Here is a 22614-nt window from a genome sequence, read left to right as displayed (position 1 = left end):
CTTACGCTGTAAGTAAGGAAAAACGGTCCCACTTACGCCGTAAGCTTGTCAAGGGGCCCAGTGGAGGAGGACTGATGGGGGCACGCGAACCGCTCAGCAGGGCCAGGGTCGTCACGGCCGCGCTCGCGCTGGTCGAACGGCACGGCGTGGAGGCGCTCAGCATGCGCAAGCTGGCCGCCGAGCTGGGCGTCGAGGCCATGTCGCTGTACAACCACGTGAAGAACAAGGACGACGTGCTCGACGCCATCGCCGAGGTCGTCTTCGCCGACATCGCCCTGCCCGCCCCCACCGCCGACTGGCGCACCGACGCCCTCGCCCTCGCCCACGCCTTCCGCGCCGCCGCCCTGGCCCACCCCCGGACCGCCTCGCTCAGCCTCACCAGGCAGCTCGGCTACCCCGCCCTCCCCGTCACCGAGGCCGCCCTCGCCCTCATGACCCGCGCGGGCCACGACCCGGAACAGGCCGTCCACGCCTCCCGCGCCCTGCTGGCCTACGTCATCGGCACGCTGCTGCGCGAGATCAACTCCACCACCGACCCGGACGCCCTCCGGCACACCACCCTCACCACCTCCGGCCTGCCGCACGTCACCGCGTCCGCCGCCCACCTCGCGGTCTGCCACCACGAGTCGGAGTACCGGTTCGGGCTGGAGCTGCTGCTGGACGCGGTGGCGCTGCGGGTGGCCGGGTAGGCGTTGCGGGGAGCAGCCGATTCCCGTGTGACCGCCAGGCTCCCGGCCACCTGGTGCGGACGAAGGGATCGCCGAGCAGGGCGGCGAGGTGTCTGAGGCGTTGGGGTGGACGACCGGCCGTTCACCCCTGGACTGGTCGCGGGGTCCCAGGGGATCTACTCCGGCGGCCTGCCCGGTGACCGGGGCGCTGCCACCGGCGAACGCCGTCAAGGACCTCATGTCGTCGGGATGCCGAACGCACCGGCAGGGTAGGCGCCGCGGGGACAGGGCATCATGGACGGGTGGAGTCCACTCGTGTGGATCGCTGGTTGTGGGCGGTCCGGTTGACCAAGACCCGATCGGACGCCGCCGCCGCCTGCAAGGGCGGTCACGTGCGGGTCAACGATCGGCCTGCCAAGCCTGCGACGACGGTGTCGCCGGGGGACCACGTGCGGGCCCGTGTGGGGGATACGACCCGGATCGTCGAGGTCGTCAAGGTCATCCAGAAGCGGGTCGGCGCGGCCGACGCGTCGACCTGCCTGATCGACCACACGCCGCCCCCGCCGCCGGTCACCGCGATCGCGGCTCCGGTGGCCCGGCGCGATCGCGGCGCCGGTCGTCCGACGAAGCGGGAACGCCGGGTGCTGGACAAGTTCCGCACGGGTGAGCTCTGAGCGGTCAGCCGAGGAGCGCTGCCAGCACCCGTTCGCAGCGGGCGGGGTCGATCGTGAGCCCCTGTTCCAGGCCCCACGCCCAGTAGTCGGCGCTGCGCGCGACCGTCCAGCCGAACGCCGCGCACGGGTCCAGTGCGCCGGCCTCGACGATGGTGTGCAGCAGGCGTCGGACGTCGGCGTCGGACTCCACCGAGGGGTCGTCGGCGCGGGTCCACATCAGTTCGGGCACGGAGAACTCCGGGTGGCCGCGGATCGGGCGCGGGTCGACGGCCAGCCACGGTTCGCGGGTCCCGGCCAGGACGTTGCCGTAGTGCAGGTCCGCGTGCACCAGCAGGTCGCCGCCGCCCAGTTCGGCCGCGTACCCGCGCGCGGCGTCCACCCACGCGGGTGGCACGGGGGAGTCCGGCACCAGTCGGTCGACCATGGAGGAGGCGATCTCGTCGAGACCCGGCAGCCCGGCCGGGGCGGGGACGGCGAGCCTGCGGATCAGCGCGCCAGCGACCTCGGCGGCCTCCGGCAGGGCGACGTCGTGCAGGGTGCGGTGCGAGAGCCGTTCGAGCAGCAGGGCGTCGGGCTCGGCCTCCAGCAGCCGCACGGCGCCGCGCCCGCCCCACGCGGTCAGCGCCACGGCCTCGTCGGACGCCTCGCGGCTCAGCTTGAGCACGCACGGCACGCCCGCCCGGTGCACCATGACCGCCAACCCCGAACCGCCGTGCCGGACGGCGGTGTCGTCGACCACCAGGTCCCACCGCGCGCACAACCGCTCCACCAGCTCGGGCAGCGCCGCCACCCAGCTCCGACCGGCCGCGCCGTCGACCCTGCTCCGCCACTGGGCGAACTCGGGCGGCACGACGATCACGGGCGGCCCCTCAACGGCGGCAGAAGATCGCGTCGGGCGTCCGCCCCGACCCGATCCGCCCCGTGTAGGCGACCCCGGCGACGTACTCGTCCGCCGCGCACTGCCCCTTGTAGCTGCCGTACGCGAACTCCCCGCCCGGCCCGCCGGAGGGGCGGTTGTCGCCGCGGTCGAACCACACCGTGCGGCCGGTGCGCCCCAGCGGGACCGCGGACCGGGCGCACAGCGCGGCCGAGAACGCGGCGCCGTTGACGCTGTAGCCGACCAGGTAGTGGTCGGCCGGGCACTGCGCCTTCGTGTACCCGCCCGCCCAGTCGGTGTCCACGTAGGACTCGTCGCGCACCACCACGAAGGACGTCGGTGCCGCCGCGGAACCCGTGCACAGGCCGCGGTTCCCGGTGTGGCCCAGCCCGATCACGCGCTGGCCGTCCGGGCACACCGCCTTGCGGGCGCCGGAGTTCCAGTCGCCCAGCGCGCGGGCAGCCCTGGACTGCTGGAAGTCGCCGTGGTCCAGGGTGAGCATGGACCAGCGGTCGGCGACCGGGACCTGGCCGGTCCGACCGGCCGACCCGACGAGCCGCGACCACGCCGAGGCGCGCCAGTCGTCACCGTCGTACAGGCCCATCCGGTTGCCCGCGGCGTCCCAGTGCAGCAGCGCCCACCCGTTGCCGGTGCGGTTGGTGTGGAAGCCGACCAGCGGCCAGTAGGCGAAGTCCGCGTCGGTCTCCACGAGGTAGTCCACGAACCGCTCGAACCACGCCCGCGACGCGGGGTCGGTGTTCTCCCGGCCGCCGACGCCGAACTCGCTGATCCACACGGGCGCGGTGAAGTGCGTTCCGGTCTCCGCCGAAACGTAGAACGCCTGCCGGTACAGCACGTCCCGCAGCTCGGCGGGGGAGAGGTCCTGGTAGCGCGGGTCGTGCGTCTCGCCGATGCCGGTCGCACCGGAGTGGTTGGGCCCGGTGTAGCCGTAGAAGTGCGCGGAGTAGACGAGCTTCCCGGAGTCGACCAGCGTGTGCGACAGCGTCCGGACCGGTTCCAGCGTCGGCCGCCCGTGCGGGAGGCCGTCGACCGGGATGCCCGTCCAGTTGATGCCCTCGACGATGATCAGCAGGTCCGGGTTGGCCTCCAGCTGGATCCGGTCGGCCACCAGCTGGCTCGCCCGCTCCCAGTCGTGGTCGTCGCCCCAGCCCCAGTTCGGGTCGTCCAGCACCGTGCGCCGCACCTCGTTGTACAGGTCGGCGCCGACCACCCGCTTGTTGGCGGCGTACCGGCGCGCCATGAACAGCCAGTCGTCCTGCCACCGCGCGACGGACTGGCTGGTGTTCCACCGCTCGTTGCCGTCCACGCCGCAGCACCAGCGCGAGGTGTTGGTGTGGTTGTTGAGGATCACCGCGAAGCCGCGCGCGGTCAGCCTGGCCACGACCGCGTCGTACACCTGGAGCGGGGTCTTGCCGCGCAGGTCCGGGTTGGCCGCGACGGAGGAGTCCGCCAGCGGCGTGGTGTCGTGCAGCATCTGGTTGGAGAACTGGAGCCGCACGCTGTTGAGGCCCAGCTCGGCGAAGCCGTCGATGATCGCGTCCATCGGCGCCCGGTCGAGCCCCAGCGGGATCTGGTCGGACTTCTCGCCCGCGTGGTGGTTCGCCGGGTCGTCGATGTCGCCCGACCCGTTGTAGGTGCCGCTCGCGCCGTGCCAGTTGCCGGACTTGAGCTTGAACCGGTCGCCGCGCGCGTCGACGACGTAGCGCCCGCGCGTGCTCAGCGGGCCCACCCACGACACGTCGGCGGAGGCCGTCCCGACCGCCCCGGACGGCACCGCCACGGTCCCGGCGGCCACCACGACCGCCAGCAAGACGCGAGTAAGCTTCATGTCAGGACGGTAGCCGGGTTACCCGACCGGCCGGTAGCAGCCGAACGCAGGAAGCCTCAGCCGAACACGGCCAGCGAGATCCCCGACGGGTGCTCCGGGTCGTGGAACACCTCGAACCTGGTCGGCACCGCCGCCACCGCGTCCGCGGTCGGCTGGCCGTTGCCGTGGTTGCGCGCGAACCGCGGGAACGCGCCTCCCGACACCTGCACCCTGAGCCGGTGCCCGCGCCGGAACCGGTAGGCGGTCGGGTCCAGCGCGACCTCCGCGGTGGCGATCCCGTCCCCGGTCGGCAGCCGCAGCACGCCGTCCGTGACGTTGAGCGACACGCCCTTCGCGTCCACGTCGCACAGCCGCACGAACACGTCCGCGTGCCCGGTCGAGGTGCGCACGTGCACGGTCGCCGACACCTCGCCGATTACGTCCAGGTCCCGCTCCAGCGGCATCCCGGTGTAGACGAGCACGTCCGACCGCGCCTCCACCGCCCTGTTGTCGTGCTGCTTGGCCTCGCCGGTGAGCATCGGCCCGCCGACCGTCGGCGTCGGGTCGGCCGGGTCGTAGGTGAACACGTCCGGCGTCGCCTCGCCCGGCCGCTCGTCCGCGAGCCCTCCCGCCGCCCGCAGGTGCAGGAACCGCGGCTCCGACTCCGCAGGCGGCCACTGCTCGAAGTCCAGCCAGCGGTCCGCCCGCTGCAGGAAGATCCGCACCGGTGGGCGGCGCAGCTGGACGCGGTCGTCCAGCAGGTGCGCCGCTAGCCAGGACGCCTGGTCGGCCACCATCGGCCGGAAGCTCGCGGGCTCCCCGTGCTTCCACGGCCCGACCGTCAACCGCGTCCGCGTCCCCGCGGCCTGCAACGCCTTGAAGTCGCGCAGCTGCCTGGCCAGGAACAGGTCGTACCACCCCGTGACCATGCTCGTCGGTGTCGTCAACGCGTCCAGCCCACCGCTGTGGTCCGTCTCCGCCCACGACTCCGGCGACTCGGCGTGCGTGGTCACGTCCTCCAGGAACGGCACGGGCTTGCCGATCGCCGCCACGTCCGCGTGCCGCAGCGGCAGGTGCGACATCGCCGCGCGCGTCCGCTTCGTCTGCACCGGGTTCGGCACAGCGGCGAACCGCTCCTCCTGCCGCCCGATCGTCGCCGACCAGGACAGCATGTTGTCCAACGCCAACACCCCGCCGGGGTAGAACGCCGTCGTGAACTCCGACCCCGTCACGCCGAGGCACATCGCCTCCAGCGGCGGGTCCAGGTACGGCGCCACCGCCCACTGCGTGTGCCCGAGGTAGCTGGCCCCCGCCATCGCCAACCGGCCGTCGCACCACGGCTGCTGCCGCAGCCACGCCGCGGTCGCCAGGCCGTCCTCCTTCTCCTGCCGGAACGCCCGGAACTCGCCCCCGGACCCGAACGTCCCGCGCACGCTCTGCACGACGACCTGGAAGCCCCGGCGGGCGAACACCGCCCCGAACAGCAGCCCCATCGCCCCGCGGCGCCCGTAGGGCGACCGCACCAGCACCACCGGCAGCGGCTCGGTGCCCGGCGGTCGGTACCGGTCGGCCAGCAACCGCGCCCCGTCCGGCATCGGGATCACGAGGTCCCTGGTCACCACCGGCTTCGGCACCACCGCCGCGGGCAGACCGAGGACCTTGTCAACGAGGCGATCCAGCACGGGCGCCACCTTCGCACGGTGTGACATGGGCGAACCCGAGGCTACCCGCGCCCACCACGGCTCCGCCGGGACGAGGACGGCCGGTTCACGCGAACGGGGCGGCGGCCTCGGGGGCCCGCGGCGCGACCTCCTCGCGCAGCTCCGCCGCGGCCCTGGCGACGAGCTCGGCGAGGGACGCGTCCGGGGTGACCAGCCACCGGGAGGTGGCGCGCCGGGAGATCGCGATGGCCAGGTCGATGACGAAGCGCGCCCGGCCGGGCTCGACGCCGCGGCGTTCGAGCGCGGGCGCCAGCGCGTCGGCGATGTCGGCGAGCTTGATCAGGTCGCGCTCGGCCAGCGCCGGGCTGGCGGCGATCACCGCGGCGCGGCGCAGCAGGAACTCGCGCGGGCGGTAGACCGCGTCGGCGGTGCCCAGGGCGGTGAGCAGCGCGTCGAGGGGCGTGAGGTCGGGGTCGGCGTTCTCGACCCCGGCCACGAGGTGGGCCTCGAGCTCGTCGCCCGCGTAGAGGACCTCCCGCTTGTCGGGGAAGTAGCGGTAGAAGGAGCGCTCGGTCAGGCCGGCGGTGCGCGCGATCTGGGCGACGGAGGTGCGGTCGTACCCCTGGGCCTCGAACAGGTCGAGCGCCGCCCGTTCGAGCCTGCCCCGCGCGTCGGACTCCCATCTCGGCATGCCCGACAGGATATGACAGCAGGCGCTGTCGTCGCGGTGCTAGCGTTGATGACAACATATGCTGTCATCAAAACGGAGGCCGCCGTGAAGGCACTGCAGTTCGAGCGGTTCGGATCCCCGGACGTGGTCGTGCTCCGCGAGGTCCCGGTGCCGGAGCCGGGACCCGGTCGGATCCGGGCCGCCGTGCGGGCGTGCGCCCTGAACCCGGCCGACTGGGCGCTCGTCGACGGTCTCTTCGCCGACAGCCTGGCGCCGCTGCCGCGCGGGTTCGGCCTCGACGTCGCGGGGGTCGTCGACGCGCTCGGCGAGGGCGTCACCGGGGTCGAGGTCGGCGACCGCGTGTTCGGCCCGGCCGCCTTCGACGGCCCGACCGCGGGTGCCGCCGAGTACGCGCTGCTGACGGCCTGGGCCCGCGTTCCCGACGGGCTGGCCGACGAGCAGGCCGCCGCGCTGCCGCTGGCGGCCGAGACGGCGTGGCGGGCGCTCGACGCCCTCGGCGTCCGGCCCGGCGAGCTGCTGCTCGTCCACGGCGCGGGCACCACCGTGGGGGAGGCGGCGGTGCGCCTCGCGCTGCACCGCGGTGTCCGGGTGGTCGCGACCGCCGGGTCGACGCGCGCCGCCGCGCTGGCGGAGGCGGGCGCCGCGGTCACCGGTTACGGCGACGGGATGGCCGAACGCGTCGCCGCGCTCGCCGGTGGTCGGGTCGACCGGGCGCTGGACGCGGCGCCGACCGGTGGCCGGGTGGACCGCCCCGACCAGGCGGGCCCGGCCTCCGGGGCGTTGCCGACGCTGGTCGGGCTGACCGGCGACGCCGACCACGTCGTCACCGTCTCGGACTTCGCCGCCGCGGCCGAGCTGGGCGTCCGGACCAGCACCGAGCTGCGCTTCGACGCGATGGACGAGTTCGCCCGGCTGGCGGGGGAGGGCGTGCTGGTCGTGCCGGTCGCTCGCACGTACCCGCTCGACCGGGTGCGGGAGGCGGCCGAGCTCAGCCGGTCCCGCCGGGCGGGCGGCAAGCTGGTGCTCGTGCTGTGACGCTCCGCGGGCCCGGACGTCCGGGCGCTCAGGGCGTCAGGGCCCGCCGGATCCGCTCGTACTCTGCCGCCATCGCGGGGCCGGCCAGGAAGTCGTCCAGGTCCGCGGTCTCCTGGTGGTCCACGTCCTCGATGGACCGGATCGCCAGCTCGTACAGCTCGCCCCGCCGTCCCTCCTCCAGGAAGGTCGTCCAGTGCTCGATCGCCGAGAGCACGGCGATCACCCCGCCGTCGAGGTCCTCCTCCGCGAGGATGCCCTCGTCGACCGTCGTCAGCAGCGCGCGCAGCTCGGTCGCCGTGCCCGTCAGGACGGTCGCGCGGGCCGTGGTGAGCGCCGCCCACGCCTCCTCGGTCAGCTCGTCCTCGTCGGCGTCCTCCAGCTGTTCCTCGCGCACCAGCCGGGTCACGGTGTCCTTGGCGAACGCCAGGAGGTCGTCCTCGCTCGCGGCGATGACCCGTTGCAGCACATCGTTCGCCAGCTCCGCGTAGTCCACCGGGGCACCCTAGCGCCGAGCCCGCGACGGTGAGGGGCGTTCGCCGGAATCGTCCACTCCGGACTACTCCTGTCCGGTCTCCCGGTCGGTGACCGCCAGCGTCGGCGCCGAGTCGGTGATGCCGACGACCACGTGCTGGCCGCCGCGCAGCTCCCCGGCGAGCAGGGCTCGGGACAGCCTGCGGTCCAGCTCGCGGCCGATCGTCCGGCGCAGCGGGCGGGCGCCGTGCTCGGGGGCGTAGCCGCGCGCCGCCAGCCAGTCCACCGCCTGCTCGTCGACCTCCAGCGTGATGTCCTGCTCCAGCAACCGTTCCCGCGTCTCCTCCAGCAGCAGCCCGGTGATCTGCCGCAGCTGGTCGGCGTCCAGCCCGCGGAACAGGATGATCTCGTCGAGCCGGTTGAGGAACTCGGGGCGGAAGTAGCGGCGCACGGTCGTCATCAGCGGTTCGCGCACGTCCTCCGCCGAACGGCCCGAGGACGCGGCGGCCAGCAGCTGCTCGGCGCCGATGTTGCTGGTCATGATGATCGCGGTGTTGGCGAAGTCGGCGGTGCGGCCCTGGGCGTCGGTGAGCCGTCCGGCGTCGAGCACCTGGAGCAGGGTGTTGAACACGTCGGGGTGGGCCTTCTCGATCTCGTCCAGCAGCAGCACCGAGTACGGCGTGCGGCGGACTGCGCCGGTGAGCTGGCCCGCGTCGTCGTAGCCGACGTAGCCGGGAGGGGCACCGGTCAGCCGGGTCACGGTGTGCTGTTGGGAGAACTCGCTCATGTCGAAGCGGATCAGCCGGTCGCGCGAGCCGAACAGCGCCTCGGCGAGGGCGCGCGCCACCTCGGTCTTGCCGACGCCGGTGGGACCGAGGAACAGGAACGAGCCGATCGGCCGGTTCGGGTGCTTGAGGCCCGCGCGGCCCTGCCGGACGGCGTCGGCGACCGCCTCGACGGCCTCGTCCTGGCCCACGATCCGCTGGTGCAGGTGCTCCTCCAGGTGCAGCAGGCGGTGCCGCTCGGCCTCGGTGAGCCGGGAGACCGGGATGCCGGTGCTGCGCGAGACCACCTCGGCCACGTCGTCGGCGTCCACCGTCGGCGCGTCGACCATGGCGGCGCGCGCCGTCTCCAGGTCGGCGGTCGCGCGGGCCAGCTCGTCCTCCAGGTAGAGCACGCGCCCGTCGTCGTCCTGCGCGGTGGCGGCGGCGATCTCCCGTTCGAGGTTGGCGACCCGCCGTTGCAACGGGGCCGGGTCAGGCGCCGCGGACTTCTCCCGCAGCCGCACCCGCGACCCGGCGCGGTCGACCAGGTCGACGGCCTTGTCGGGCAGGAACCGGTCGGCGATGTAGCGGGTGGACAGCTCCACGGCGGCGACGAGCGCCTCGTCGGTGACGCGCACGCCGTGGTGGCTCTCGTAGCGGCCGCGCAGTCCCCGCAGGATCTCGACGGCCTGCTCGCGCGAGGGCTCGGCGACCAGGATCGGCTGGAAGCGCCGCTCCAGCGCGGGGTCCTTCGCGATGTGGCGCCGGTAGTCCTCCACGGTGGTCGCCCCGACGACCTGGAGCCTGCCGCCGCTCAACGCGGGCTTGAGCATGTTCGCGGCGTCCATCGGCGCGCCCTCGGCACTGCCCGCGCCCACCAGCGTGTGCAGCTCGTCGATGAACAGCACCACCATCCGGTTGGCCACCGACACCTCGTCGATCACGCCCTGGAGGCGTTCCTCGAACTCGCCGCGGTACTTCGACCCGGCCACCATGCCCGCCAGGTCCAGCGAGATCAGCCGCCTGCCCTCCAGCGTGGCGGGCACCTCGCCGCCCGCCATCCGCTGCGCGATGCCCTCGACGATCGCGGTCTTGCCGACGCCGGGGTCGCCGATCAGCACCGGGTTGTTCTTGGTGCGCCGGGACAGCACCTCCAGCACCTCGTCGATCACGTCGTCGCGCCCGACCACCGGGTCCAGCAGGCCGTCGCGCGCCTCGGCGGTCAGGTCGCGGCCGAAGCTGTCGGTGCGCCTGGTCGACGACCCGGTCCGCCCCGGACCTCCCAGCCCGCCGAAGAGCCTGCCGACCAGGTCGTCCAGCGAGTCGAACCAGTCGTCAGCCATCGCGGGCCGCCTCCGCTCGTGGGGATCCGTCACCCCGATCCTCCACGGGTTCCGCACCGGCGGCCACCGTCGTGCCGCGGGGTCGGTCCCGAGCGGCGGCCAGGTGGGTGTGGGCGCACTTGCGGAACGCGGCCACGAGGCGGTCGCGGTCGTCGGCGCGGGTCGCCAGCACGACGTGGCCGGGGTCGACGCCGTGCAGCGGGACGGTGGTGAGCTCGGGCTGCAGGCGCAGCGCGCCCAGGCTCGCCGCCACGATCGCCACCGCCTGGCCCGCCGCGATGAGCTCGAGCTTGTCCTCGATGGCCTCGACGAACGGGCCGTCGGGCGCAGGCGTGCCGTCGGGGCGGGGGTCGATGCGCCAGTAGGCGTTCCACTCCGGGTCGGCCAGCCGGGGCAGCGGCTCGTCGGCGATGTCGTCCAGGGTGACCGACTCCCGGCCCGCCAGCCGGTGGTGGCGGGGGAGCAGCAGCAGCCTCGGCTCGTCGAACAGCACCTCCACGCGCAGCCGCTCGGTGCCCAGCGGCAGCCTGCACACGACGGCGTCCACCCGGTGGTCGAGCAGCGCCCCGCGCGGCTGGTCCCAGGCCAGGTGCAGGGTGTGCACGTCGGCGTCGGGGTGCGTGCGGCGCAGCTCGCGCACCGCGGGGCCCACGTCGAGGCCCGTGGTGTGGCCGATGGTGAACCGGCTGGGCCGCGCGGCGGCGCGGGTCTCGACGGCGGCCTGGGCCGCGGACCGCAGCAACGCCTTGGCGCGCGGCAGGAACACCTCGCCCGCCTCGGTGAGCAGGGTGCCCTGCGGGGTGCGGTCGAACAGGCGCGCGCCGAGCACCCGTTCGAGCTGGTGCACCTGCCTGCTCAGCGACGGCTGGGTGATGTGCAGCGCCCCGGCGGCGCGGCCGAAGTGCCGGTGCTCGGCGACGGCGGTGAAGTACCGCACCAGCCTCAGGTCGAGGTCGATCGGCGCGGGTGCTGACTCGGGCATGACGTCAGCGTAGCCGTGTGCTTTGAGCTGCGCTCATGCCTGGAACGCATTGCCGTGCGGAACAGGTATTGGACCCCGCCCCGCGGTCGGCCGCAAGGTGGGGGAGCAGCCCGCACCGCCTCCTCCGGAGGCGATGGAACCCGACACTCCACTGGAGACACCATGATCGTCATCACGACTCCCGCGGGCCAGATCGGCCGCCAGGTCCTCGACGGCGTCGTCGACCGCGGCGAGCCCGTCCGCGTGATCGCCCGCGACCCCTCCCGGCTGGCCGAGGGGGTGCGCGACCGGGTCGAGGTCGTGCGGGGGTCGCACGGCGACGCCGACGTGCTCGACCGCGCGTTCGACGGCGCCGACTCCGTGTTCTGGCTGGTCTCGGCCGACCCGCGCGCCACCAGCCCCGAGGAGGCCTACGTCGGCTTCTCCCGGCCCGCCCTCAAGGCCTTCACCCGCCACGGCGTCAGCCGGGTGGTGGGCGTCTCCGCGCTGGGCCGCGGTGTGCCCGGCAACGCCGGTCACGTGACGGCGACGCTCGCGATGGACGACGCGATCGCCGCCACGGGCGTGGCCTACCGCGCGCTCGTGCTGCCCTCGTTCATGGACAACGCCCTGCGCCAGGTCGACCGGATCCGGGACGAGGGCGTGTTCTCGCTGCCGCTGTCGGGCGACCTGAAGGCGCCGACCTGCGCCACCCGCGACATCGCCGCGGCCGCCGTCCGGCTGCTGCTCGACCACTCCTGGACCGGGACCGGCAGCGTCGCGGTGCTCGGCCCGGAGGACCTGTCCGGCGAGGACATGGCGCGGATCATGGCGGAGGTGCTCGGCAGGCCGGTGCGCTTCGAGCGGACCCCGCTCGACGTGCTGAAGCCGACGATGGTCGCTCGCGGCATGTCCGAGGCGATGGCCCAGAGCTACGTCGACATGGTGGCGGCCAAGGACAACGGCCTCGACAACGCCGAGCCGCGCACGCCGGAGTCCACCAGCCCGACCGGTTTCCGCCAGTGGTGCGAGGAGGTGCTGAAGCCCGCCGTGCTGGCGTGAGACGCGGACAGGCCGGTGGGCTGAAGCCCACCGGCCTGTCGTCGCGACCTCCGCCCGCGGCGGGATGCGGTCCACTCATCCCGCCGCGGCGGGTGTCCCGCCTGCCGTCCGAACAGGACGGTGGTGTCAGGGCCTGCCGGGCAGGCGGTAGTTGTCGCCGAGCACCTGACCGCGGTCGGGCTTGTACAGGTCGAAGCCCTTCGGGTTGCACTGCAGGCCGCCGTTGATGCAGTGGCTCACCAGCGCCGCCAGCGTGGGCACGTCCCAGGCGTTGAAGAAGTCGTAGTGCCACGAGTAGCCGCGGCCGCTCGCCAGGCGCACGGCCGACATGTCGCCGTCCACCGGGAAGGCGATCTTGAACTCGAGCATCGGCACCGGCCGGGGGTGGCTGGCCGGGCAGACCCCGTTGACCGGGTAGGCCATGTGGCTCTTGTGGTCGGCGGTGTCGAGGTCGACCCCGTTCCAGCAGCTCGGGGCCTGGTAGCGGATGTTGAGCTGGGAGCCGACCGGGCAGTTGGCCGGGAAGTCCCAGTTCTTCGAGCTGTTGCCGCACTCCCAGCCCTCGACGGCGCCGGGCGCGGTGCGGAACTGGTCCTGGGTCGCGTTCACGCTGCCGACCACGTACCGCAGCCCCTGCGGGAACGGGCGGACCGCCTGGTAGTCCAGGATGCCGGACTTGTAGTAGACGACCTGGGCGAAGTTCGGCAGGTAGGGCTGGTCGCCCTTGTAGACGGTCGGGAACCAGTACGCCGAGAGGTCGTCGGGGTTCACGCACGACGTGGCGTACGCGCCGGGCGCGAGCAGCGACGGGAGCGTCGTGCTCGCGTTGGTCGTCTTGTTGCCGATGAACGTGTGGTCGTGCGAGGCGCCGGGGAGGTTCGGCAGCACGATGGGGTCGTCGGGGGCGTGCTTGGTCACCGAGCAGTTCGTCTGGAACTCGTGGTGGGTGACGAGCGTGTCGGCCTGGGCGGTGACGCCCGAGCTGACGAGTGCGGACGCGGCCAGCATCGCGGCCACACCCGCCGAGAAGAGCGAGAGTCTGCGGATCACGGATCCTCCTGCAGGGAGAGGAGCACCGCCGGATCGCGGTGCGAACCTGGAGCGGTGGGCTTGGAGAGCGCTCTCCCACAGGATGTGACCGTCTCCTGTGCCTGTCAAGCTCGGAGAACCGCTCCTGGCGTGTTCCGGTCGTAATTTCGCAGGTAGATTGCTTGACATCTCCGACACCTCCTCGTAACACTCAGGGCTCACCGGAGAGCGCTCTCCCATCGGTCCCCGCTGCCGGGGGAACGGGTAGCTCATGCCGGCGCGGTCCCCACCCCAGGTAGGAGATGTCATGCGCACCGATCCGCCCGACGCACCCCTGCGGCGCAGGCGAACCCGTCCGCTCGCCCTGGTCGCGCTGCTGGCCGTGTTCCTCGGCTGCCTCGTGGCCACGGCGAACCCGGCCCAGGCCGCCACCCTGCTGTCCCAGGGCAAACCCGCGACGGCCTCGACGAGCGAGGGTGCGGGCACCGCTCCCGCCGCCGCCGTCGACGGCGACCTGAACACCCGCTGGAGCAGCACGTTCAGCGACCCGCAGTGGCTGCAGGTCGACCTCGGGTCCACGGCCACCATCAGCGAGGTCGTGCTGCGCTGGGAGGCGGCCTACGCCACGGCGTTCCAGATCCAGGTCTCCGACAACGCGCAGGACTGGCGCTCGGTCTACAGCACCACCACGGGCCCCGGCGGCACGCAGACCCTCGCGGTGTCCGGCAGCGGCCGGTACGTGCGGATGCTCGGCACCCAGCGCGCCAACGGCTACGGCTACTCCCTGTGGGAGTTCCAGGTCAGCGGCACGCCCGGCGGCGGGAACAACCCCGGCAACCCCGGCGGCGGACCCGGCATCACCAGGGTGACCGGCACGCAGGGCAACTGGCAGCTCTCCGTCGACGGCGCGCCCTACGTGGTCAAGGGCCTCACCTGGGGACCCCCGGTCTCCGAGGCCGCGAGCCGGATGCCCGACGTGAAGGCCATGGGCGTCAACACGATCCGCACCTGGGGCACCGACGCGGGCAGCAAGCCGCTGTTCGACGCCGCGGCCGCCAACGGCGTCAAGGTCGTCGCGGGCTTCTGGCTGCAACCGGGCGGCGGTCCCGGCAGCGGCGGCTGCGTCAACTACGTCACCGACGCCACGTACAAGGCGAACATGCTCTCCGAGATCCAGCGCTGGGTCACCGAGTACAAGGCCCACCAGGGCGTGCTGATGTGGAACGTCGGCAACGAGTCCATCCTCGGCATGCAGAACTGCTTCTCCGGCACCGAGCTGGAGAACCAGCGCAACGCCTACGCCCGCTTCGTCAACGACGCGGCCCGCGCCATCCACGCGATCGACGCGAACCACCCCGTCACCAACACCGACGCGTGGACCGGGGCGTGGCCCTACCTCAAGGCGAACGCGCCCGACCTCGACCTGTACTCGGTCAACGCCTACAACGCCGTGTGCAACGTCAGGCAGGACTGGATCAACGGCGGCTACACCAAGCCCTACATCGTCACCGAGGGCGGCCCGGCCGGTGAGTGGGAGGTCCCCAACGACGCCAACGGCGTCCCGACCGAGCCGACCGACGTGGCCAAGCGCGACGGGTACCTCCGCGCGTGGAACTGCATCACCGGCCACACCGGTGTCGCGCTGGGCGCCACGCTGTTCCACTACGGCACCGAGGGCGACTTCGGCGGCGTGTGGTTCAACCTGATCCCCAACGGCGAGAAGCGGCTGTCCTACTACGCGGTGCGGCAGATGTACGGCGGCGCGGCGGCGGCCAACACCCCGCCGGTCATCACGAACATGGCGCTGAGCCGCACCACCGACGTCCCGGCGGGCGGCACGTTCACCCTGTCCGCCAACGTGAGCGACCCCAACGGCGACCCGATCAGCTACACGATCGGGCTGAACAGCAAGTACATCAACGGCGCGGGCGGCATCATCTCCGCGGCGTTCACCGGCAACGGCCCGTTCACGGTGACCGCCCCGCAGATGCTGGGCGTGTGGAAGGTGTACCTGTACGCCAGGGACGGCAAGGGCAACATCGGCATCGAGACCAAGTCCTTCCGAGTGGTCCCGCCGCCGGTGCAGGGCACGAACATCGCGGTGGGCAAGCCGACCACGGCCTCGTCCTACCAGCAGGTCGGCGACGGCGCCCCGTACCCGCCGGAGCGGGCCACCGACGGCAACGCCACGACCCGGTGGGCCAGCGACTGGAGCGACCCGCAGTGGATCAGGGTCGACCTCGGCTCGGTCCAGACGTTCAACCACGTCCAGCTGATCTGGGAGGCGGCGTTCGGCAAGGCCTACCAGATCCAGGCCTCCGACGACGGCAACACATGGCGCGACCTGTACGCCACCACGACCGGTGACGGCGGGGCGGACGACGTCGACGTGACGGCCACGGCCCGCTACGTCCGCGTCAACGCCACCCAGCGCGGCACCGCGTGGGGCTACGCGCTCTACGAGCTCGGCGTCTACCGGCGCTGAGCGCCGGGGTGCGGCGGCTCCCGTCCCTGCGCGGGAACCGCCGCACTCCTGCCTCAGCCCAGGACGAGGAAGGTGAAGTCCTCGCGGGCCTTCGCGTCCACGGCCACCGGCAGGCGGATCCGGCCGGCGTCGACCAGGGCCCGCACCGCGGGTCGGCCGAGGCCGAACCCGGCCGTCAGCAGCTTGTCGACCCGGACGGGTGCGGGCAGCTCGAACCGGACGAGGACCTGGAGCGACACAGGTTCCCCGAGGTCGTGGAACGGCAGGTCCGTCTCCAGCTCCCACGTACCGCCCCAGTCGAGCCGGTACCCGGTCCGGCCCGCCAGCGCCGCGTCCACGGCCAGCTCCCGCACCAGCACCGGGTCGTTGGCCTCGAACCGCAGCAGCCGCTCGTGCCGCAGCGACTGGACGTGGACGCGTTCGTGGACGGGGATCTTCGACGTGCGGCCGCACCGCTCGCAGCCGATCAGCATCCAGACGTCGAGCAGCTTGCCGCTCGCGTTCACCCGGAACTTGCCCGTGGGGTGGTGGCGCGAGGTGCGGCACGACACGCAGGTCTTGACGATGGTGGGCAGGCGGAGCTCCCTGACCACCCACAGCGCTTTCCGGTCGACGGCGGTGGGCACGCGGATACCGCGTTGGTCTTCCATGGTCGTGTTCGGTCCCTCGGTGTGCGGAGGACGGCGCGGGTGTGCGTTCGACCGCGCGCCGCGGCTCCTGCGGGATCAGGTGGTGGACGGCCGCGCACGGGGGCGGGGCACGTCGGCTCGCGCGACGTCGGAGACGACGCCACGGATGTGGAGGACCGCGATGCGGACCTCGAGCGGGCACGCCGGGATCGACGAGGCGCCTAGCCCTCGTCGTCGTCCCGCACGTGCGTCACCACTCACCGGCCCATGTCGGCAGGATGCTCAACCGCGGGTCGTCGGGCAACAGGTTTTCCGGCGACGCCCACGGGCCGCACCGGTGCGGGGGTGCCATCCGGTTGTGTTCCGGCGTGGTGGCCAGGAACGCCGTCGCGACCCTCCGGTACGCAGCGGGTGGTGACATCCGTTGCGCGCCAACGGATGTCGTGCTGCCCTCACTGCTGTGCACCAAGTCCGTTGCCGGGAACGCCCCTCGGTGGAGCTGGGTCTGCTGGGCGCGGTCGACGCGAACCGGGCAGCACTGCCCGGCACGCTCGACCGCGGTGCCGGGACCCTGTTGTCCACCACGGGAGGCGCCGCCGTCGGCGCGAGCGCGCCGCGGGGCCTGACCGTCCGGCGCGGACGGTCGCGGGCGGAGCCGGGGTGAAACCGTTTGAAGCGTGGACTTTCCCGTCCGCGCGCACAACCCCTGATCCGCGGGTGGCACCCCTATATATGGGCCGGGACGTGCTTCGTCAACCCCGGAAACAACATCGGACCCCTATTCGAGATTCACCACAATGGACGCTTGTTCTCGCGCCCACCCCTGAATGTCGTCCGCCGTTGCAACATTCCAAGATCTTTCATTGACCGTGTCCGAGGCGCGGCACTAGATTCGCCGGCGATGCCTGAGCCCGCACCTGCTGACCAGCGCCGAGGGAAGTACGTGAACCCATGATCAACGAAGATCAATCCTCCAGCCGGTCGACCAGGATGACCGTGCAGCGGCTCGGCGGGCACCTGGCGAGCATCGTCATGCCGAACATCGGCGCTTTCATCGCGTGGGGATTGATCACGGCGCTGTTCATTCCCGACGGCTGGCTGCCCAATCCCACCCTGGCGCAGTTGGTCGACCCCATGGTCCGGGTCCTGCTGCCGATCCTGATCGCCTACACCGGCGGCCGGTTGGTGCACGAGCACCGCGGCGGTGTGGTCGGCGCGGTGGCCACGATCGGCATCGTGGTCGGCACCGACATCCCGATGTTCTTCGGCGCCATGATCATGGGGCCGGTCGGCGCCCTGGCGATCAAGCTGTTCGACCGCTACATCGGCCACCGGGCGTCGTCGGGCTTCAAGATGCTGGTCGACAACTTCAGCGCGGGCATCATCGGCGGCGCGCTCGCGGTGGTCAGCATGCTCAGCATCGGCCCGGCCGTCGAGGTGGCGACCAAGGCGCTGGGCAGCGGGGTGCACTGGGTGGTCGACCAGCACCTGCTGCCGCTGGTGTCGCTGATCATCGAGCCCGCGAAGGTGCTGTTCCTCAACAACGCCGTCAACCACGGCGTGCTGGCACCGCTGGGCGTCGAGGACGCGGCGGCGACCGGCAAGGCGATCCACTTCCTGCTGGAGACCAACCCCGGACCGGGTCTGGGCATCCTGCTGGCCTGCTCGCTGTTCGGCGACCGGATGACGCGGGCGACCGCCCCCGGCGCGATCATCATCCACTTCCTCGGCGGCATCCACGAGATCTACTTCCCGTACGTGCTGGCCGCGCCGCGGCTGATCCTCGCCGCGATCGCGGGCGGCGCGACGGGCGTGTTCGTGTTCAACGCCACCGGAGCCGGCCTCATCGCCACGCCGTCGCCGGGCAGCATCATCGCGCTGATGGCCGTCACCCCCAGGGGCGGCTACCTGCCGGTGATCGCCGGGGTGGCCGCCGCGGCGATCGTGTCGTTCGTCGTGGCCGCCGCGCTGCTGAAGTTCGGCCGGGGCAAGGACGACGACGTGGAGAGCGGGGGACGGGTCACCGCGCACGCCGCCCCGCAGGCGGTAAGCCGTTGACCGGCACGACCGGGGAAGACGACGGCGCGGCGACGCGATGAGCAAGCGCGCGAAGAAACCCAAGTTCCACCCGCTGGCCTTCGGCGGGTGGCCCGACTACCAGCAGTGGGCCGACAACGACTTCCGCCCCTGCCCGCAGCAGCAGTCCCGACCGGAGCCCGAGCCGGAGCCGGAACCCGAGCCGACGCCCCCGCCGACGCCGGAGCCGCCCGTCCGCCGCCCGCACCTGTTCGAGGCGTTCGCCAAGACCAAGTCGCCCGTCGACCGCCCGCCTCCCGGCCTGCCCGTCGAACCCGAACCGCCCTCCGAGTGGAACGCGTTCACCAAGACGAACCTGGAACCGGTGTGGGGCGCCTTCACCGAGGAGCCGGTCGAGCCGCCCGCCCCGGTGCTGCCGCCGCGCCCGCCCGCTGCGGAGGACTCGTGGGAGGCCTTCACCGCGGTGAACCTCGAACCGGTCGTGGACCGACCGCGCCCCGAACCCAGCAGGCCGCCGGGTGGCGCGACCGACTCGGACGCCGTGTGGGCCGACGACGACCTGGTGGTGCGGCCCTACATCCGCACGCACGGCCGGGTCAACCAGGGCCACGACCTGCGCTTGGAGACCATGCTGTCGGTCACCAGGCTGCACGAGCGCGAGCCGGGCAACCCCGGCATCACCGCGGACACAGCCCTGATCTGCAACCTGTGCGTGAACGCGCCGCAGTCGGTCGCGGAGGTGTCGGCCTACCTCAACGCCCCGCTCGGCGTCGCGCGCGTGCTCATCGCCGACGCCATCGAGGCGGGCCTGATCGTGGTCGACCAGCATCCGTCCACCGTGGACACCAGGCCGAGCCGCGAGCTGCTCGAACGGGTCCGCGAAGGCCTGCTCCGGATGGCCTGACCGCCGTTCAGCGCACGACGACCAGGTACAGGCCGTAGACGATGACCGCGGTGCAGGCCAGGAAGCACAGCGCGGACGTCGCCGTCGCCGCGCCCGCCGGACGCCGCTCGGCCACCGCGCTGCTCCGGCGGTCCAGCGCGACGATCCCCAGCGAGAACAGCACGACCATCCCGACGGCCGCGGTCAGCGCGACGAGGAAGACCCCGCCCAGTGCGCTCCAGTTCACGTGCACGGTCGGCTCCTCGCTCAGACGGTGGCGTGCGCGGGCACGTCGTTGACGTTGTGCGCGCCCACGGGGTCGCGGCGCGAGGCGGCGTAGCACCCGGCGGCGACCGCGACGGCGGCGAGCGCCACCACGATCGTGCCGACGGTGCCCTGCGCGGCCAGCTCACCGGCCAGCGCGCCCACGACGGCCGCGGCGGGGAGGGTGAGCAGCCAGGCGACCGCCATCCGCCCGGCCACGCCCCAGCGCACCTCGGCCAGCCGCTTGCCGACCCCGGCGCCGATCACGCCGCCGGAGCAGACGTGCGTCGTGGACAGCGCGAAGCCCAGCTGAGACGAGGTGAGGATGACGGCGGCGGCGCTGGTCTCGGCGGAGAACCCCTGCGGGCTCTCGATGTCGGTGATGCCCTTGCCCATCGTGCGGATGATCCGCCAGCCGCCGAGGTAGGTGCCCAGCGCGATGGCGGAGCCCGCCGAGATGATCACCCACAGCGGCGGCCGCGCGCCCGCGGGCAGCGACCCGGCGGTGATCAGCGTCAGCGTGATGACGCCCATGGTCTTCTGCGCGTCGTTGGTTCCGTGGGCCAGCGACACCAGCGACGCCGACGCGATCTGGCCGATCCGGAACCCGCGGGTGCGCGAGTCGCCGGGCGCGCGGCGGGTGATCGTGTAGGCGAAGTAGGTGGCGATCGCGGCCACCACGCCCGCGATCAGCGGCGAGGCGACCGCCGGGACCAGCACCTTCTCCACCACCGTGGTGAACCGGACCGCGTCCGCGCCGGAGGCCACCCAGGTCGCGCCGATCAGGCCGCCGAACAGGGCGTGCGACGAGCTGGACGGCAGGCCGAGCAGCCACGTCGCCAGGTTCCACACCACCGCCCCGACCAGGCCGCCGAAGATGATCGCCGGACTGATCCTGCTCTCGTCGACGATCCCGCTGGAGATCGTCTTGGCGACCTCGATCGACAGGAACGCCCCCGCCAGGTTGAGCACCGCCGACATGCCCACCGCGACCTTGGGTTTCAGCGCCCCGGTCGCGATGGAGGTGGCCATCGCGTTGGCCGTGTCGTGGAACCCGTTGGTGAAGTCGAAAGCCAGGGCGGTCACCACGACCACCAGGACGATCACCGAGACGTCCATCGCGCCCTCCTCCGTCGGCGGTGGGGTTGCCCCGAAGGTACGAGCCGAATCCGAACAACGGGTGAACTCCCGTGGGTGGGCGGATTTCAGCCGCTGTGCGGCTGCTGTTCGGCGGGACGTCGACCGCGCGGCAGCCGGACCCGACAGGCTGGCCCCCCACCTACCGCGCACCGGGAGGCACCACCACCATGGCCGACACCCCGACCGTCGGGCGCCGCACCGTCCTGCAGGCCGCGTTCACCGCACCCGCGGTCGCCGCCCTGACGGCCACGACCGCCCCCGAGGCGTCCGCCCGGACCTCGCCCCGCGACCCGGACGACCCCCGCTTCACGATCGCGGTGCTCCCGGACACCCAGTACCTCCTCGACGAGGGCGGCTCCGACCCGGAACCGGTCCGGCACACCCTGCGCGCGCTGCTCCAGCGCCCGGACGTGGTGTTCCTGGCCCACCTGGGCGACGTCACCGAGCACGGCACCGAGAGCGAGATGCGCACCGCCGACGCGGTGTTCCGCACGATCGACGGCCGGATGCCCTACAGCGTGCTGGCGGGCAACCACGACGTGCCGGGCGGCACCGACGACCAGCGCGCCGCCACCCCGTACTCGCGCACGTTCCCGCCCGGCCGGTTCTCCCGGATGGGGACCTCCGCCGGCTTCGACGCCAAGGGCTACAACAGCTTCCACGTCATCCGCGCGGGTGGGCGGCAGTGGCTGCTGCTGGCGCTGGACTGGCGCGTGTCCGACCAGGGGATCCGCTGGGCCCAGCAGGTGATCGACCGGCACCCGACCCTGCCGGTCGTGCTCACCACGCACGACCTCGTCTCCGCCGACGACGGCGACGCGGTGCTGTCCGAGCACGGCAGGCGCCTGTGGGACGGCCTGGTCCGCCGCAACGACCAGGTCTTCCTCACCCTCAACGGGCACTACTGGCCGCCGGGGCGCACCACCCTGACCAACGACCACGGCAACGCCGTGCACCTGCACATCACCAACTACCAGGACCGCTACTACGGCGGCGCGGGCATGGTCCGCTTCTACACCTTCGACCTCGCGCGCGGCGTGATCGACGTCGAGACGTGCTCGCCGTGGCTGCTGACCCGCGGTTCCACGGTGCCCGAGGTCGAGACGGCCCGGCTGACCGGGGACGCCGACCGGTTCTCCGTGCCGATCGACTTCCGCGCCCGCTTCGCGGGGTTCGCCCCGCCCGCGCTGCCCGCGGCGCGACCCGCGTCCGCGGTGCTGGTCAAGGACACCGCGGCCTACTGGCGCTTCGACGCCGACGGCCTGCGCGCCGCGGGCACCGACGGCGGCCCGGTGGCACCCGGCAGCGTCGCCCGCGACCTGACCGGCCGCGGCAACGACCTCACCGTCGAGCTCATCGGCGCGGCGGGTCCCGAGGTGCTGACCTGGTCCGCCGACCACCACGACACCGCGCCCGCGCACGCGAGCCTCCGCTTCGGCGGCGGGCACGGCCCCGACCGCGGCGCGATCCTGCGGGCGGCCCCGAAAGCCCCGGTCAACAGCGCGCGGTTCGAGTCCGGCTACACCATCGAGACGTTCCTCAAGCTGCCCGAGCCGTTCGAGGGCGACCACGCGTTCATGGGGGTGCTGAGCTGGGAGGGCCGCAGCGGCGACGCGGGCAAGTCCAGCGGCTGGTCCCCGGAGGAGCCGACGTGCAGCCTCAACGTCTCCGGTGAGCGCTTCCTCCAGTTCGTCGTCTACCCCGTCCCCACCGACGCCGACCCCACCTCGTGGAGCCACGCCGTCCCGACCGGCCGGTGGACCCACGTCGCGGTGGTCAACGACGGCAGGCGCACCACGATGTACGTGGACGGCGCGAAGATCTCCCGCAACGCCTCCGAGGAGTCCAAGGGCATCTCCACGCTGGGCAAGCCGTTCGTCATCGGTGCCACCCAGTTCGCCCTGCGGTACGGGCACGGGTTCTACGGCTGGATCGGCGACACCCGCATCGTGGCCCGCGCCCTCCGACCGGCCGAGTTCCTGACGGCGGTGCCTGGCCGGTAGCCGCCCGTCGCGGACGGGTGTCCACAAAGGACAGGGTCATGGCGGCTCCCCGGCACCGGGGGCCGCCGTGGCCCCGACCCGTCGACGGGCCTCCGCGCGGACCGGACCG

Annotated in this window: 20 protein-coding genes; 9 read left to right on the top strand and 11 right to left on the bottom strand. The window is 72.8% G+C overall.

The features are described 5' to 3' along the window. The first annotated feature begins 74 nt into the window (after nt 1–74). Both CLV43_RS09445 and CLV43_RS09440 read left to right on the top strand, forming a co-directional pair. Nucleotides 75–689, top strand: coding sequence for a TetR/AcrR family transcriptional regulator C-terminal domain-containing protein (locus CLV43_RS09445; RefSeq protein ID WP_106186655.1), 615 nt, complete (start codon nt 75–77; stop codon nt 687–689). A 281-nt stretch (nt 690–970) separates the two neighbouring features. Then, complete coding sequence (locus CLV43_RS09440) at nt 971–1342, top strand: RNA-binding S4 domain-containing protein (protein WP_106186654.1); 372 nt, start codon at nt 971–973, stop codon at nt 1340–1342. A gap of 4 nt (nt 1343–1346) precedes the next feature. Here CLV43_RS09440 and CLV43_RS09435 read toward each other — a convergent pair whose 3' ends face one another. The 4 genes from CLV43_RS09435 to CLV43_RS09420 all read right to left on the bottom strand — a co-directional run bounded on the left by CLV43_RS09435 (nt 1347) and on the right by CLV43_RS09420 (nt 6399). Further along, nucleotides 1347–2201 (bottom strand): aminoglycoside phosphotransferase family protein, encoded by an 855-nt coding sequence (locus CLV43_RS09435; RefSeq protein WP_106186653.1) that lies wholly within the window; start codon nt 2199–2201, stop codon nt 1347–1349. Nucleotides 2202–2211: 10 nt separating this feature from the next. After that, nucleotides 2212–4068 carry a glycoside hydrolase family 5 protein gene (locus CLV43_RS09430; protein WP_106186652.1) on the bottom strand — a complete coding sequence of 619 codons (1857 nt, stop codon included), beginning with the start codon at nt 4066–4068 and terminating at the stop codon, nt 2212–2214. Nucleotides 4069–4124: 56 nt separating this feature from the next. Then, nucleotides 4125–5729, bottom strand: a complete 1605-nt coding sequence (locus CLV43_RS09425; protein ID WP_106186651.1) for a CocE/NonD family hydrolase — start codon at nt 5727–5729, stop codon at nt 4125–4127. A gap of 85 nt (nt 5730–5814) precedes the next feature. After that, a complete protein-coding gene (locus tag CLV43_RS09420) occupies nt 5815–6399 on the bottom strand; it encodes a TetR/AcrR family transcriptional regulator (protein WP_106186650.1) in 585 nt (194 codons plus the stop codon). Nucleotides 6400–6483: 84 nt separating this feature from the next. On the opposite strand from CLV43_RS09420, the gene CLV43_RS09415 reads away from it, so the two are divergent. Further along, nucleotides 6484–7434, top strand: a complete 951-nt coding sequence (locus CLV43_RS09415) for an NADP-dependent oxidoreductase (RefSeq protein ID WP_106186649.1) — start codon at nt 6484–6486, stop codon at nt 7432–7434. Between the two features lie 28 nt (nt 7435–7462). On the opposite strand, the gene CLV43_RS09410 is transcribed toward CLV43_RS09415, so the two are convergent. The 3 genes from CLV43_RS09410 to CLV43_RS09400 form a co-directional block, all read right to left on the bottom strand. After that, nucleotides 7463–7927, bottom strand: a complete 465-nt coding sequence (locus tag CLV43_RS09410; protein ID WP_106186648.1) for a hypothetical protein — start codon at nt 7925–7927, stop codon at nt 7463–7465. A 63-nt stretch (nt 7928–7990) separates the two neighbouring features. After that, nucleotides 7991–10012 carry an ATP-dependent Clp protease ATP-binding subunit gene (locus tag CLV43_RS09405; RefSeq protein WP_106186852.1) on the bottom strand — a complete coding sequence of 674 codons (2022 nt, stop codon included), beginning with the start codon at nt 10010–10012 and terminating at the stop codon, nt 7991–7993. After that, entirely contained in the window at nt 10005–10994 is a 990-nt protein-coding gene (locus tag CLV43_RS09400) for a LysR family transcriptional regulator (protein WP_106186647.1), read from the bottom strand. Before CLV43_RS09400 ends, CLV43_RS09405 begins: the two co-directional genes overlap by 8 nt. Before the next feature lie 162 nt (nt 10995–11156). Between CLV43_RS09400 and CLV43_RS09395 the strand changes: the two genes are divergently transcribed. Continuing rightward, the gene (locus CLV43_RS09395; protein WP_106186646.1) at nt 11157–12035 is read left to right on the top strand and encodes an NmrA family NAD(P)-binding protein; all 879 of its coding nucleotides are present in this window, start codon (nt 11157–11159) and stop codon (nt 12033–12035) included. A 126-nt stretch (nt 12036–12161) separates the two neighbouring features. On the opposite strand, the gene CLV43_RS09390 is transcribed toward CLV43_RS09395, so the two are convergent. Further along, nucleotides 12162–13085, bottom strand: a complete 924-nt coding sequence (locus CLV43_RS09390; RefSeq protein ID WP_245886231.1) for a DUF1996 domain-containing protein — start codon at nt 13083–13085, stop codon at nt 12162–12164. A gap of 286 nt (nt 13086–13371) precedes the next feature. Between CLV43_RS09390 and CLV43_RS09385 the strand changes: the two genes are divergently transcribed. Then, nucleotides 13372–15549, top strand: coding sequence for a discoidin domain-containing protein (locus CLV43_RS09385; protein ID WP_106186645.1), 2178 nt, complete (start codon nt 13372–13374; stop codon nt 15547–15549). Between the two features lie 53 nt (nt 15550–15602). Here the strand turns inward: CLV43_RS09385 and CLV43_RS09380 are convergent, their stop codons facing one another. Further along, nucleotides 15603–16199: a DUF1062 domain-containing protein gene (locus tag CLV43_RS09380; protein WP_106186644.1), complete on the bottom strand. Its 597-nt coding sequence runs from the start codon at nt 16197–16199 to the stop codon at nt 15603–15605. A 439-nt stretch (nt 16200–16638) separates the two neighbouring features. On the opposite strand from CLV43_RS09380, the gene CLV43_RS47035 reads away from it, so the two are divergent. From CLV43_RS47035 to CLV43_RS09370, 3 genes are all read left to right on the top strand, one after another. Continuing rightward, nucleotides 16639–16842, top strand: coding sequence for a hypothetical protein (locus CLV43_RS47035; protein WP_146174707.1), 204 nt, complete (start codon nt 16639–16641; stop codon nt 16840–16842). Between the two features lie 287 nt (nt 16843–17129). Further along, complete coding sequence (gene mtlA, locus CLV43_RS09375; protein ID WP_106186643.1) at nt 17130–18236, top strand: mannitol-specific PTS transporter subunit IIC; 1107 nt, start codon at nt 17130–17132, stop codon at nt 18234–18236. Nucleotides 18237–18273: 37 nt separating this feature from the next. Next, a complete protein-coding gene (locus CLV43_RS09370; RefSeq protein WP_106186642.1) occupies nt 18274–19119 on the top strand; it encodes a DUF742 domain-containing protein in 846 nt (281 codons plus the stop codon). Between the two features lie 7 nt (nt 19120–19126). Here CLV43_RS09370 and CLV43_RS09365 read toward each other — a convergent pair whose 3' ends face one another. Further along, complete coding sequence (locus CLV43_RS09365; protein WP_106186641.1) at nt 19127–19351, bottom strand: hypothetical protein; 225 nt, start codon at nt 19349–19351, stop codon at nt 19127–19129. Between the two features lie 14 nt (nt 19352–19365). After that, nucleotides 19366–20481 (bottom strand): inorganic phosphate transporter, encoded by a 1116-nt coding sequence (locus CLV43_RS09360; protein ID WP_106186640.1) that lies wholly within the window; start codon nt 20479–20481, stop codon nt 19366–19368. A gap of 95 nt (nt 20482–20576) precedes the next feature. On the opposite strand from CLV43_RS09360, the gene CLV43_RS09355 reads away from it, so the two are divergent. Next, nucleotides 20577–22505, top strand: coding sequence for a LamG-like jellyroll fold domain-containing protein (locus CLV43_RS09355; RefSeq protein WP_245886230.1), 1929 nt, complete (start codon nt 20577–20579; stop codon nt 22503–22505). The last annotated feature ends 109 nt before the right edge of the window (nt 22506–22614 follow it).

Source organism: Umezawaea tangerina (assembly GCF_003002815.1).
Lineage (GTDB): Bacteria > Actinomycetota > Actinomycetes > Mycobacteriales > Pseudonocardiaceae > Umezawaea > Umezawaea tangerina.
This window is presented reverse-complemented; position numbering and strand designations above follow the sequence as displayed.

Coding starts and splice junctions, on each gene's coding strand:
- CLV43_RS09405 (WP_106186852.1), bottom strand. CDS start 10,012: ATGGCTGACGACTGGTTCGACTCGCTGGACGACCTGGTCGGCAGGCTC.
- mtlA (WP_106186643.1), top strand. CDS start 17,130: ATGATCAACGAAGATCAATCCTCCAGCCGGTCGACCAGGATGACCGTG.
- CLV43_RS09430 (WP_106186652.1), bottom strand. CDS start 4,068: ATGAAGCTTACTCGCGTCTTGCTGGCGGTCGTGGTGGCCGCCGGGACC.
- CLV43_RS09395 (WP_106186646.1), top strand. CDS start 11,157: ATGATCGTCATCACGACTCCCGCGGGCCAGATCGGCCGCCAGGTCCTC.
- CLV43_RS09360 (WP_106186640.1), bottom strand. CDS start 20,481: ATGGACGTCTCGGTGATCGTCCTGGTGGTCGTGGTGACCGCCCTGGCT.
- CLV43_RS09380 (WP_106186644.1), bottom strand. CDS start 16,199: ATGGAAGACCAACGCGGTATCCGCGTGCCCACCGCCGTCGACCGGAAA.
- CLV43_RS09370 (WP_106186642.1), top strand. CDS start 18,274: ATGAGCAAGCGCGCGAAGAAACCCAAGTTCCACCCGCTGGCCTTCGGC.
- CLV43_RS09420 (WP_106186650.1), bottom strand. CDS start 6,399: ATGCCGAGATGGGAGTCCGACGCGCGGGGCAGGCTCGAACGGGCGGCG.
- CLV43_RS09400 (WP_106186647.1), bottom strand. CDS start 10,994: ATGCCCGAGTCAGCACCCGCGCCGATCGACCTCGACCTGAGGCTGGTG.
- CLV43_RS09385 (WP_106186645.1), top strand. CDS start 13,372: ATGCGCACCGATCCGCCCGACGCACCCCTGCGGCGCAGGCGAACCCGT.
- CLV43_RS09445 (WP_106186655.1), top strand. CDS start 75: ATGGGGGCACGCGAACCGCTCAGCAGGGCCAGGGTCGTCACGGCCGCG.